This is a genomic window from Sporosarcina sp. P13, assembly GCF_002743055.1.
Classification (GTDB): Bacteria; Bacillota; Bacilli; order Bacillales_A; family Planococcaceae; genus Sporosarcina.
The window spans coordinates 76164-89542 of record NZ_PDYM01000006.1 but is presented as its reverse complement, the minus strand read 5'-3'; the positions used below and the strand labels follow the sequence as shown (position 1 = coordinate 89542).

The following is a 13379-nucleotide window of genomic DNA, read 5'->3' as shown; positions in this document are numbered from 1 at the left end:
CTACAGGAAGAAGGGATGGGCAGATGAAAGTTGTCGTATTAGGTGCCGGATTAATGGGAAAAGAAGTAGTTCGAGATTTAGTGAAGCACGATGAAGTGAAAAAAGTTTATTTGGCGGACCGAGCCATTCGGCAGGCGGAAGATTTTGCGGAGCAACTAATGTCCGATAAACTCGATATTCTCTTACTAGATGCCAGAAACGACGTGCAGTTGAGCGACGTCATTGGACTTGGAGATATCGTCGTCAATGCACTATTTTATACGTTCAATGAAAAAGTTGCTCGCTGTGCAGTCGAACGCGGTGTACATGTTGTCGATTTAGGTGGACATATCGGTGGCGCAACGGATAAAGTCTTGGCATTGCATGAACAAGCGGTTGCTAAAGGTGTAACGCTCATTCCGGATCTAGGTGTGGCACCAGGTATGATCAATATTTTAGCGGGTTATGGGGCTTCGACACTTGATGAAACGAGCGAGATCAAGCTCTACGTCGGGGGCGTACCTGTAAAACCTGAGCCACCACTCAATTACAATGTCGTCTTTTCATTGGAAGGATTATTTGATCATTACACAGATACTTCTCGCGTCATTCGTCAAGGACATGTGGTCGAATTGCCTTCACTATCTGAAGTAGAGTCACTTGAGTTTACTGGTTATGGCACGATGGAAGCCTTCCATACATCAGGTGGAACTTCAACGTTGCTAGAATCATTCCCTATGATTGAGACGCTAGAATATAAGACGATTCGTTATCCTGGGCATGCAGAAAAGATGAAGTTATTAGTTGATCTCGGTTTGTTGTCGAGAGAATCAGTAATCCAAGTAGATGGCAAACCACTGCGCGTGCGTGATGTTATGCTAGAACATTTGACACCCCAATTACGTCTTGGCGACAAGTCGGACGCAGTATTATTACGTGTCATCGTTAGTGGAACGAAGGAGGGGCAGTCGAAAACGGTGACGTTCAATATGATTACTGAAAAAGACCAATCGACGAATGAAACCGCAATGGCACTTGCGACGGCTAATACGATTTCCGTTGTGGCACAGATGATTGGTAACGGCGTCATCACAAAAAGAGGCGCGTATCCACCCGAACAAATTGTGCCTGGAAATCTCTATATTGAAGAAATGAAAAAACGCGGTGTAATAATTGAAGAGCAGTCATCGTAAAGGGGGAAACGGAGATGGACTTTACATTTACAGCTGAACAAAACATGTTACGCAAAACAGCTAGACAATTTGTTGATGCGGAAATTATGCCGCATATAGCGAAATGGGATTCGCAAGGTAGCTTTGATCCTGCGCTTTGGAAAAAGCTTGCGGATCTTGGTTTCATGGGGGTTTGTGTACCTGAAAAGTATGGCGGCAGTGGCATGGATTATAATTCATTGGCTATTTTATGCGAAGAATTAGAGCGTGGAGATACTGCATTCCGTACAGCGGTTTCGGTGCATATTGGACTGAATTGTATGACGCTCATGCAGTGGGGGACGGAAGAACAAAAACAGAAATACTTAGTTCCGCAAGCGAAAGGCGAAAAAGTTGGTGCCTTCGGATTAACGGAACCCGGTGCTGGATCGGATGTGTCAGCGATTCAGACGACTGCTGTGCGTGATGGTGATGAGTATGTAATCAATGGGCAGAAAACGTGGATTTCGCTTTGTGATTCAGCAGATCATTTCCTTGTCTTCGCGTATACCGATAAATCAAAAAAACATCATGGCATTAGCGCATTCATTGTAGAACGAACGATGCCTGGCTTTTCATCGAAAGCGATTAAAGGCAAGTATGGCATTCGTTCAGGTAATACGGGTGAACTGTTTTTCGAAGACGTTCGTGTGCCAGCAGCTAACTTAGTTGGTGAAGAAGGTGAAGGTTTCAAGATTGCCATGGCGGCGCTCGATAACGGTCGATTTACAGTGGCGGCGGGTGCGGTTGGTCTGTTAAATGCTTGCCTTGAGGCGAGTATTGAGTACGCGAAAACACGCGAGACATTCGGTAAGAAAATTGGAGAACATCAATTGGTACAGCAGATGCTTGCGAAGATGGAAGCGGGCTATCAAATGAGTCAACTTCTCGTCTATCGTGCGGGTGAGTTGAAAAACAAAGGAATCCGCAACACGCGTGAAACGTCACTAGCGAAGTGGCAAGCTTGTGATTTTGCTAACCAAGCAGCAGACGACGCGATGCAAATTCACGGCGCATACGGCTACTCAGACGACTTTCCCGTCGCGCGCTATTTACGAAACTCCAAAGCACCTGTAATTTACGAGGGTACTAGAGAAATTCACACGATCATGCAGGCGGAATATGTGCTAGGCGAACGAAGCGATAAAAAGCTCAATCGCATGTTGCCTACTTGGCCTTTTGAGGAATGAATTGAAACAAGCATAGTTTTTTAGACTATGCTTGTTTTATCATAATTTACGAACCGACATAATCGCCCCCATTTACATGAATCGTTTGTCCGGTCATATAACTAGCATCTTGTGAAGCGAGGAATACATAAGCGGGCGCATTTTCTACAGGTTGCCCACGACGTTTCATCGGTGTATCAGATCCGTGTTCAGCAACTTTTTTTGCATCAAATGTTGCTGGAATGAGTGGTGTCCAAATCGGACCTGGTGCCACAGCGTTCACTCGAATCCCTTTATCGCTCAAGTTCAGAGCTAGTGACCGGGTGAAACTTGTGATAGCGCCTTTCGTTGCGGAGTAATCAAGCAAGTCCTTCGAGCCGTTATATGCTGTGATTGAAGAAGTATTGATAATGCAATCGCCTTTCTTCATATGTGAGACTGCAATTTTTGAGAGATAGAAGAGCCCAAAGAAATTGGTTTCAAACGTTTCTTTAAGCTGATTTGCTGTAATGTTCTCAATCGACTCTTGTGGAAACTGTTTGCCGGCATTATTGACAAGTATATTAAGTTCGCCAAAATCCACAATCACTTGATGAATCAGCTGTTCGCAGTTATCTTCTATGCTAATGTCCGTCTGATATTTCATCGCCTTACCGCCGTAGTGTTCAATCAATTCAAGCGTTTTATCGGCATCTTCATCTTCCTGGTCTGCTAAATAGGCGATCGCGACATTTGCTCCCTCTTTTGCGAATGCAACGGCGACAGCTCTGCCGATACCACTATCTCCACCCGTAATCAATGCAGTTTTACCTTTTAGTTTATCTGCACCTTTACGATTAGGATCATCATAAATCGGAGCTGGATGCATGTCTTCTTCCACGCCTGGTTGTTCAGCTTGCGTCTGACCGGGTACTTGATTATCAATCTTTTCAAATTTATCGTTAGTCACATGTATCCTCCTTTATAAAGTTGGTCATCAAAAGTATTCCCAGATTTTCATAAGACAAACATCCACAGATTATTGCTAAAGTTTTTTCCAAGATGCGATTTTGCGTGTTATACTAAGTAGATAAACTATTCTATAACAGCTAAGGAGTGCATCTTCATGAAATTTGAACCGTCCAAAAAAATGTCCATCTTCACACCCGCTATTTTCGGTGACCTAAAAGCAGCTGCATCGGAAAAGCGCGCAACTGGAGCTAACGTCATCGACTTAAGCTTAGGTAGCCCGGATCTGCCGCCAGACGAGCGTGTGCGTCAAGCGCTGTCTGAACAAAGCGCGCTGGCCTCTTCTTACGGCTACACACTCGGAGGGACGAATCGATTCCATGAAGCTGTCGCGAATTACTATAAACGACGCACAGGAGTTATCATCGATCCACAAACAGAAGTTTTACAGACGATGGGTTCGCAGGAAGGACTCGTCCATTTACCGCTAGCATTTTGTGATCCAGGGGACTATGTACTAACAACAAACCCGGCATACGTTGCATACGATGCTGGGATCAAATTAGCAGGCGCAGTTCCTTACTATATGCCGTTGCTTGCAGAAAACGGCTTCTTACCTAATTTGAATGAAGTACCAGAAGAAGTGGCGGAAAATACGAAGCTACTCATTTTGAACTTGCCGGGCAATCCAGTGCCTGCCATGCCAAATGAAGAATTCTTCAAAGAAGTCGTAGCGTTCGCAAAAAAATACGAAATCATCGTACTGCACGACGCGGCGTATTCCGAATACTACTTCACAGGTGATCGTCCCGCGAGTTTCCTAACTACACCAGGTGCAAAAGAAGTCGGGATGGAAATCAATTCCCTTTCAAAGAGTTTCAGTCTAGCAGGCGCACGTATCGCATACTTCGTCGGTAATGCAGAGATGATTAAAGTGCTGAAAGAATTGAAGTCGAACCTTGACTACGGCACATTCGGTCCGATTCAAGAAGCCGCAGCCGTAGCTCTTGATAACGGGGAAGAAATTACTGATCGCTTGCGTGCAGAATTCTCGAAACGTCATCATGCATTGATGGACGGACTTGCATCACTAGGATGGGAAACGACTCCGTCAGAAGGCGGGATGTTCGTCTGGGCGAAGTATCCATTTGACATGGACGATAAAGCATTTGTCTTCGAAGCGATTAAACAAGTTGGCGTCGTCATGGTGCCGGGAAGTATTTTCGGTACAGCAGGTGAAGGCTATGTGCGACTTGCGCTCGTTCAGAAAGTGGAATTGATTGAACAGGCGATTAAGCAACTTTCGAAAATAGTGTTAGTAGAAGCTTAAGTAATGGACGAAAAAAGGACCGCTAATTCACTTGTGAATTAGCGGTTTTTGATTTTACTATGGGTAGGTAGTGAAACATAAAAAAACAAGCGTATTCGAGAGTGACACCTCGAATACGCTTATTTTGAATGGTTGTTGGGGTTATCGCTTTTAAAGAACATGTCTGCTATCAGCAATAGTATACAACCTACTAAAATTGCGCTAGCGATGATTGTTCCTTGCGTATCTTGCCCCCACCTAGTGAAAATTGTATAGACTTGAAAGATACTCAAGAGAAAGATGCCGAATTTTAATGGTAACTTTTTTATTTTCATGTTCATCATCCTCACCTAGTCTAGTTGTTATAGACAGTTATTATAGACGTTTCCACGCACCTGATTTTGTATATTTCCAACTACGATACATTCTCCAACCCCCATTGTTACAATTATATCACTGTCCATAGTTTCTACATCTACTGTACCAGATGTCGCAAGCGAAGGAACGATCAAATTATCTCCATCAGCAATCACCTTTAAGTCCGTCTTTTTAGTCAGCCATTTTGCTACCTTTTCCGCAACGTGCTTTTCAATCCCTTTAGGCGACTGCTCCAAACCTTCCAAGAACTTGACTAAATCTCCAAACGGAGGCAATTGTTGAATATGTGAAAATAACTTATGTAAGTCGTTGTTGTGCTGATATTTTCCTGATTTGATTGCAATTTCGAATATTTGTTGCCCCATCACTGTATTGAACGTGAAACATATTGATTAGGATATGGTTTTTTTAAAACAAAAAAGTCACCATTTGGTATCTTCAAGTGTGTTAGTAGTGAAAGGAGTTGAGAAATGTTGCAACAAGCGTGGTCGGATGAACTAGACGCAAAGCGAATTGTTGATACATATGGCAATATGCTATTTAGTATTTGTCTTGTTATTCTATGTAATGAGAAAGATGCAGAGGATGCTGTACAAGATACTTTTATTACTTATCTAACGAAATCTCCAACATTTAACGATCCAGAACATGAGAAGGCTTGGTTGATAACGATTGCCACAAATCGCTGCAAAAATATGAGAAGGTACAATTTTATTCGTAAGCATATAGATATCAATGATTTACAGCTATATTCCAAGAATGATAAAAATCATGATTTACTCGATCACTTAATGAGATTGCCAACTAAACATAAAGTTGTATTGTTACTTTATTATGTGGAGGGCTATAAAGTCGATGAAATAGCGAAAATCCTTACCATTACTACGTCAGCCGTGAAAAAGCGGTTACAACGGGGAAGAGAGCTTCTTCGAGAAAGATATCGAAAGGAGAATGAATATGGATTTTGAGAAGATCAAAGATGCCGTTACTTCTATTGAAATGTCAAAAGCTATGGAAGATCGTATAAAAAAGAATATTGGCAAGAAAAAATCGATTCAAGTGAATTATATAAGATGGATTTCGGTAGCATGTGCATTTGGAATCCTTTTATCTATTATGATAGGCATGCCATATCTTAATAAGAATGGAGAGATCCAAGTTGCAAATTTTGCAATCACGGCTTATGCATTGAGTGATGATGGGAAACAGTTTAATACAGCTATTACGTCAGAAAAAGCTACTATTGAATTAGCAACTGAAGATAGAGTAGGTGCTCTACTGAGTATAAGTGGTAGTGGAGCTAATTTAATTTTTACAGATGTTAGACTAAAAATAACTGGAGAACAGATTGAATCAATCACTTATACGTTAAGCGAAGGCAAGTTTATTGAAGATGTTACATTTACTTCTAAAGAGTATGTAGACAAAGAATGGTTAAGATCGGAAAAGATAAATTTCATTACTACTGAGCCTGGTTCGGGTAAATATCAAGGAATAAAGGAAGTAGGGAGTACCTATACAGTTAACTATAATGAACAAGAAAAACATAAATATGCTCTTGCCATTCCTCATGACGGCAATGAAGTAATAGGTGATGACATGATCATTAAAGTAAATGTAAAATATACAGATGGAAATTCTGAACAACAAGACATCGTTGTAACTCAAGAATCAAATTCTATTTCATTGAGGCTTAATTAACAAAATCAAGATGATAAAGAAACACTTTCAGATATAAAACAGTCTTTTAATTTGAATCTAGGGTCTTACGCTGCCTACAAATACAATCAATTGCAATACCAAGCAGAAATAAATAATGAATTTAAATCCCTTGTTACTATTGCAGATGAAATAGTAACCAACATATTGCTTCCTGAGAGAAAGATCCCCTACAAAAATGTCATTGACCCTGTTACCTTTCTAAAAGATAACACGGGTTATATACTTTTCAAAAATCCGACGGTATAAATGTAAATTATAAAGTGCAAAAGAAAGACGGAGGTTGGATAAAAATAGTGAAAATTCAGTAAAATAGATTATAAATTACCATGGTATGTATGGGGAGAGAAAAAACCTACTGATTAATTCAGTAGGTTTTTTCATAAAAACTGTAACGAAATAAAAAGAATCCAGTCCAATCTGGTAAGGAGGGGATCCAATGAATATGAAAAATGACTATCCAAGTGGTCATTATATTGTGATAGAAACGTTAAACTTGCGACTCCGTAACATCCTCTGTTGGTTTCGCCCGATACACACTAAACGATAAAATAACCGCAACGATAGACATCGCAAATGCAATGAAATAAACAAGCTCTACTCCTGCAACTAATGCTAAATTAACCGTTGCAGATTCAGTAGGTGTCGTGGATTTTTCTAAGAAGTGCAATTGTCTCGCGTTCATAATACTAATGAAAATCGAAACGCCAATCGCACCAGCAACAGGTTGTAGGGTGGACATAACAGCCGTTCCGTGTGGGTACAATCGTTTAGGCAATTGGTTTAGTCCATTCGTTTCTGCTGGCATCATAATCGCGGAAATCGTCAACATGAGTAAAATATAACTAACAACAACCATCCAAATAGGCGTATCAATTGTTAATCGACTCATCATAAACATCGTTGCACTTAACACAATGCTTGAAGGAATCATCAGTACACGTGGCCCGAATTTATCGAATAAATGCCCCATAAACGGTGACATAATACCATTTAAAATACTGCCCGGTAACAAAATCAGTCCCGCTGTCGCAGCAGTGAGAGCGAGAGGACCTTGCATATAAATCGGCAAAATAATTTCCGAAGCAAACATCGCCATGATAATAATTAAAAACATAAGAACAGCGTGTGTAAACATCGGATACCGGAAAACGCGCAAATCCATGACGGGCTCTTTTAATTTAAATTGTCTAGTTGCAAAAAGGACAATACCGATCACGCCGGTGCCGATGAATAGCAATACCATAGGATTTGCAAACCCATTCGCGCTTTCACCAACCGAACTGAATCCGTAGACGAGCGAGCCGAAACCGATTGTTGAAAATACCAATGATACATAATCGATTTTAGGTTTCGTCACTTCAGATACATTGACTAAGTATTTATAACTAAATGCGATGGAAAATAACGAGAATGGAATAACGAGGATGAATAAATAGCGCCATCCTAAATAGTGAACAATGACTCCAGATAATGTAGGTCCGATCGCGGGCGCAAACATAATAACGAGTCCGATAAGACCCATGATTTTCCCGCGTCGTTCGGGTGGGTAAATGAGCAAGAAGACGTTGAAAATAATGGGCATAAGTAAGCCGGTTCCAACAGCTTGAAAGAGTCGGCCAGTTAATAATACAGCGAACGAAGGCGCGCTCGCTGCAATGATCGTTCCGATGGTGAATACGGTCATCGTTCCAATAAATAATTGTCGGGTCGTGAACCATTGGAGTAACAAGGCTGAAATTGGAATGACAACTGCCATGACGAGCATGAAGCCAGTCGCCATCCATTGCACGCTGGGTAATGTAATCGAAAACTCATCCATCAGTGTGATAAGCGCGATATTTAATAATGTTTCATTCAAAATAGCGAAAAAAGCGCCAATGATTAGAGTTAACATGATAGGGAGAACTTTGACATTCGGATTGTCCGCTAAGTATTCGTATTGCTTTTGTTCCATTTAAAAACCTCTTTCGTCCATTAAGTGAATTATAATTATAATTGCTTACCTACGTATTGCAAGTTTCAAGTGCGTTGTTGACACGGTAAACCACATTTTTTTCAAACATTGTAACTAAACTAAAAGAATTCAGTCTACTCCAATAACAGTAATTATGGAGAGGATGAATTGTATGAAGAAAAATAGAGGAATTCTAGTTTTCGGCATCGTCGCGGTGCTTGTACTAGCAAGCTTCTTACTCTGGCCGAAAGTAGGAGTCAAGTCTGCGAAATCCGTACTTGCGGGACAGCCATTGACAGTGTATTTTGCGACACCAGCTACAATCGATGCATCGAAATTTTATGTGACGGATCAGCAGAAACAAAGAGTGTCCACAAAAATGACGTATGGAAATGAAAAAAACACTTTGAAAGTAGGCGAGTTACCACCCGGAGAATATCAATTGCATTTGCCAATGAACAGCTTCGGCGGATGGCGGCGCGCGGCAGATTCGACGGTTTCATTTTCTGTAATTGAATCGGTTAAACCAGTCGCATCCGTGAAGGAAATTGAAAAGTATTTTGCACAAGTAAAGAAACGAAATACATTTATGAGTAGAGACGATGTCGTGATGGAGTCTGCATCCGAAGATAAAGCATCGGCGCAAGGGAATTCCAATTATTCCGAAACGAATCAGCAAGTAGCAGGCGTGGATGAAGCGGATGTCGTCAAAACAGATGGCGATTTCATTTATGATATGACGAATTACGAGGAGTTAGTGATCGTAGATATCCGCGATCAGAAGAATTTGCTGAACGCCAGTGTGACGGATTTTGGCGATAATTTTTATCCGAGAGAATTGTATGTAGATGAGGATATTCTGGTGGTCATTGGCAATCGACAATCATTGGATGCGATGACATCCAATCGAATCATGCCTACGCAAGAATTATCCGTTATTCGTGTCTATGATATTGCAGACCGAAAGCAGCCGAAACTACTGCGTGAAGCAGGGGCGGAAGGCTATGTAATCGGTACACGAAAAATTGACCAATACGTCTATATGATTACGAATAACCAGCCGATGTATTGGATAACAGATATGCCAGTTGAAAGGGAGCAATATTTGCCGAAAGTTTTTGATTCTACTATAAATCGGACGTCACAACCGATGGAGCTGGATAAAGTCTACATCCTGCCTGGTGCGATGGAACCTTCTTATTCGGTCGTTACAGCGATCGATATTCACTCGGCAGAAGAAGGTAGTGTCCAGACGAAAGCCTATCTCGGCAGCGGTGAACAATTGTATATGTCGAAGGACAACATCTACTTAACGTCCACGCAATATGATGAAGGGCGAGGCTATATGGCAGGAAATAGTGAAGTATTCAAATTCGCATTGAACGGTACGTCAATTAATTTCGAGCAAACCGCCCAACTAAAAGGAACGATTTTAAATCAATTTTCCATGGATGAACACGATGGCTATTTCCGCGTTGTGACAACAGAAGGCAATCTATGGGATGAGAAGAATGTTGCGAAAAACCATTTATTCATTCTAGATAGTCAAATGAAACAAGTCGGTTCAGTGGAAAATCTTGCGGTCAATGAACGAATCTACTCTGCGCGTTTCATTGGAGATAAAGCGTATATGGTGACGTTCCGCGAAACGGATCCACTGTTTGTAATGGATGTTGGAGATCCTAGAAACCCGAAAGTGTTAGGGGAGTTGAAGATTCCAGGCTTCAGTAACTATTTGCACCCGCTTGACGATGGACATTTAATAGGCTTCGGCTACGAGACTGTTACGAAGAAAAATCCACAGGGAGGCGAACCTATTATTCAGACGCGGGGGATGAAGATTTCCCTGTTTGATGTTACAGATTTCGCGAATCCAAAAGAAACGGCATCAGAAATCATTGGCGGCCAAGGAACATATTCACCCGTTCAACATAATCACCATGCGTTGTTTGTTCATCCAGCAAGAAATCTCTTCGGCTTTCCGATTACTGTTTACAAGGAAGGGAAGAACGGTAATTATCTGCATCTTGAAAAGGCGGGTGCGATGATTTATGAAATTACTGCAGAGAATGGCATTACGCTGAAGGCGAATTTGACTGATTCAATTACGCAGGATTATATGGATTGGGAGAGAGAGGTTCAGCGTTTGTTGTATAGTGGCGATGCCGTGTACACGATTGCCTCGGGTGAAGTGAAAAGTTACTCGTTGGATGGATTCAGTGTGTTGGATGTAGTGAAAAAGTAATCGAGTAATTTATGTCCACGCTCATAGAAAGTGGTTTCGCGCTCATAGAAAGCGTTCCCGCGCTCATAGAAAGCGATCCCGCGCTCATAGAAAGCGATCCCGCGCTCATAGAAAGCGCCCCCGCGCTCATAGAAAGCGATCCCGCGCTCATAGAAAGCGATCCCGCGCTCATAGAAAGCGATCCCGCGCTCATAGAAAGCGTTCTCGCGCTCATAGAAAGCGATCGCGCGCTCATAGAAAGCGATCCCGCGCTCATAGAAAGCGATCTCGCGCTCATAGAAAGCGGTCCCGCGCTCATAGAAAGCGATCGCGCGCTCATAGAAAGCGATCTCGCGCTCATAGAAAGCGGTCCCGCGCTCATAGAAAGCGATCTCGCGCTCATAGAAAGCGATCTCGCGCTCATAGAAAGCGATCTCGCGCTCATAGAAAGCGATCCCGCGCTCATAGAAAGCGGTCCTGCGCTCATAGAAAGCGTTCCTGCGCTCATAGAAAGCGATCTCGCGCTCATAGAAAGCGATCCCGCGCTCATAGAAAGTGATCTCGCGCTCATAGCCCAAGCAACCTCAATATAAAAACATTGTATTTTCATCCCCCATCCAGTAAGCTGTAAGGAAATAGACGGATAAAACCTAACTACCCATATGCGCGAAAAAATGGAGCCCTTTCTATAAGAAAGGTGCTCCATCAAATTTGTGTGGACTTATTTTAGTGTATGTCGATTTGATCGGCGGGTAGTGGTATACCGATATAGTGACCTTGTACCGCGTCGATTCCCATTTTCTTCAACAAATTAAACTGGTCTTCATTGACGACGCCTTCAGCGACTGTGTATAAGTTCAGCTTTTTGGAAAGCTGAATAATTCCTTCTACTAACTTTTGAGTCTTTGGATTACTAAGCAAAACTTCAGTAAAGATCCGGTCAATTTTGATAGTTGTGACAGGCAAGTGTTGCAAATAGCGTAACGATGCATAACCTGAACCAAAGTCGTCTAGCGTGAATTGTAACCCAAGATTTTGAAGCTCGGACATTTGTGAGAGTACAGATTGTTCTTCTTCCGCCTTGAGTGCGAATGTTTCTGTAAACTCTAAGTATACTTTGTTTGCCGGACAGCCCGTATCGTTTAAGATAGAGATTAGACGGTCTTTCCATTGCGGATTCAATGATTCGCGCACAGAAGTGTTAATGGAAATGCCCATATCCGTGCCGGCTCGGTGCCAATTCGTCGCAAACGTCATCGCTTCTTCCGCTACGTAGGCTCCGACTTCTTCTATCAATCCGTTTTCTTCCGCGATGGGAATTAATTCATCGGGACTAATGACGCCAAGCTCTTCATCTTCCCAGCGAACCAATGCTTCATAGCAAGTAATACTGTTGCTGGCAATATCGAATTGTGGTTGATAGGCAACGTGTAACGAATTTCGATCTAGTGCTGTCAGCATTTTACGATCGATTTCATGACGGCGATTTAAAGTTTTATGAGACTCGGCAGAGAGTGAAGCGATTCGGCCGCCACCTGAGCTGATGACCTCATCCGCAGCAGCAAGTGCCACTTGATATAACTGCACGTATGTTTGTTGATCTTCGGGGAAACGTACGATCCCGCCACTGATCGAAAGCGTTTGTGCGTTATGACTCAAGTAGATTGGTTGTTGTTTTAGGAAATCATAGAATCCTTGAATATACCAATCACCAAATGCAGTGAGTACGACGAAACTGTTCGTATCAATCCGTGCAATCGGGCTATCTTGGAAATAACGCTTTAGACGATTAGTGAATTCTTGGATCAGTTGCGTTTCAGAATCAGCAGATTGTAATTCTTTTATAGTGTAGTAATGATCGATCGTTAAATAGACAAATGAAAAATGAAGTCCTTTGTCAATCGACTCATTAACGACTTGTTCCAATTTGTGGCGGCTCATTAATCCGGTTTCCACGTCAATAAATGCGATTTCTCCTAGCTTTTCTTGCAAGCGGATATCTTCTGTAATATCCAGTTCTAAAAAAAGTGCGGATTGTAATTCGCCTTCATTAGAAGTTGTAGGTACTGCTAGCATATTTACAAAAAATGGCTTGCCGTCGCGAGACATTTTTTCTACTTTACCTGACCAGGACTTACCTAAAAGTAAACGATCCCAAATCGAATTGACGATATCTTGGTTTTCCGAGCAATCCGAAAACATTTGCCAAATAGATTTTCCAATGATGCGTTTAGGTGTCCATCCGCTCACGTTTAAGTAATTCTGATTTGCATAGGTTATTAGTCCTTCTCCATCCGTATGGGTGACTAAATGAAATTTATCGAGACTATTAACTAATGAGTTATATTCATTGGTTTCAGGGAGGTCGGTTGTATTCATTAGAGAAAGCTCCTTTCAAGTTCTACTATATAACTATTATAAGCAAAAATAGACTTGTGTCCATATTATAAGTAAGAACTTTATACTATACGTAAAGAAATCTACA

Annotated in this window: 11 protein-coding genes; 7 read left to right on the top strand and 4 right to left on the bottom strand. The window is 41.8% G+C overall.

Features of this window, described 5'->3' with window-relative positions; all coding sequences use genetic code 11:
- Positions 1-23: 23 nt before the first annotated feature.
- Together CSV79_RS05265 and CSV79_RS05260 are read left to right on the top strand one after the other, a co-directional pair.
- Positions 24-1172 (top strand): saccharopine dehydrogenase family protein, encoded by a 1149-nt coding sequence (locus tag CSV79_RS05265; RefSeq protein ID WP_099687991.1) that lies wholly within the window; start codon positions 24-26, stop codon positions 1170-1172.
- 14 nt (positions 1173-1186) lie between these two features.
- Positions 1187-2380, top strand: a complete 1194-nt coding sequence (locus CSV79_RS05260; protein WP_099687990.1) for an acyl-CoA dehydrogenase family protein — start codon at positions 1187-1189, stop codon at positions 2378-2380.
- A gap of 46 nt (positions 2381-2426) precedes the next feature.
- On the opposite strand, the gene CSV79_RS05255 is transcribed toward CSV79_RS05260, so the two are convergent.
- Positions 2427-3308 carry an SDR family oxidoreductase gene (locus tag CSV79_RS05255; protein WP_099687989.1) on the bottom strand — a complete coding sequence of 294 codons (882 nt, stop codon included), beginning with the start codon at positions 3306-3308 and terminating at the stop codon, positions 2427-2429.
- A 156-nt stretch (positions 3309-3464) separates the two neighbouring features.
- On the opposite strand from CSV79_RS05255, the gene CSV79_RS05250 reads away from it, so the two are divergent.
- A complete protein-coding gene (locus tag CSV79_RS05250) occupies positions 3465-4637 on the top strand; it encodes an aminotransferase class I/II-fold pyridoxal phosphate-dependent enzyme (RefSeq protein ID WP_099687988.1) in 1173 nt (390 codons plus the stop codon).
- A 341-nt stretch (positions 4638-4978) separates the two neighbouring features.
- Here the strand turns inward: CSV79_RS05250 and CSV79_RS05240 are convergent, their stop codons facing one another.
- Positions 4979-5359 (bottom strand): hypothetical protein, encoded by a 381-nt coding sequence (locus CSV79_RS05240; protein ID WP_099687986.1) that lies wholly within the window; start codon positions 5357-5359, stop codon positions 4979-4981.
- A gap of 105 nt (positions 5360-5464) precedes the next feature.
- Between CSV79_RS05240 and CSV79_RS05235 the strand changes: the two genes are divergently transcribed.
- Both CSV79_RS05235 and CSV79_RS05230 read left to right on the top strand, forming a co-directional pair.
- Complete coding sequence (locus CSV79_RS05235; RefSeq protein WP_099687985.1) at positions 5465-5962, top strand: RNA polymerase sigma factor; 498 nt, start codon at positions 5465-5467, stop codon at positions 5960-5962.
- Positions 5952-6695 (top strand): hypothetical protein, encoded by a 744-nt coding sequence (locus CSV79_RS05230; protein WP_233201373.1) that lies wholly within the window; start codon positions 5952-5954, stop codon positions 6693-6695. Before CSV79_RS05235 ends, CSV79_RS05230 begins: the two co-directional genes overlap by 11 nt.
- A 508-nt stretch (positions 6696-7203) precedes the next feature.
- Here the strand turns inward: CSV79_RS05230 and CSV79_RS05220 are convergent.
- A complete protein-coding gene (locus tag CSV79_RS05220) occupies positions 7204-8670 on the bottom strand; it encodes an MDR family MFS transporter (RefSeq protein ID WP_099687983.1) in 1467 nt (488 codons plus the stop codon).
- Positions 8671-8842: 172 nt separating this feature from the next.
- Here CSV79_RS05220 and CSV79_RS05215 point away from each other — a divergent pair, with 172 nt between their 5' ends.
- Positions 8843-10915: a beta-propeller domain-containing protein gene (locus CSV79_RS05215; protein WP_158232471.1), complete on the top strand. Its 2073-nt coding sequence runs from the start codon at positions 8843-8845 to the stop codon at positions 10913-10915.
- Between the two features lie 11 nt (positions 10916-10926).
- Positions 10927-11487, top strand: coding sequence for a hypothetical protein (locus CSV79_RS16565; RefSeq protein WP_143560539.1), 561 nt, complete (start codon positions 10927-10929; stop codon positions 11485-11487).
- A 133-nt stretch (positions 11488-11620) separates the two neighbouring features.
- Here the strand turns inward: CSV79_RS16565 and CSV79_RS05205 are convergent, their stop codons facing one another.
- Positions 11621-13273 (bottom strand): sensor domain-containing protein, encoded by a 1653-nt coding sequence (locus CSV79_RS05205; RefSeq protein WP_099687980.1) that lies wholly within the window; start codon positions 13271-13273, stop codon positions 11621-11623.
- Between the last annotated feature and the right edge of the window lie 106 nt (positions 13274-13379).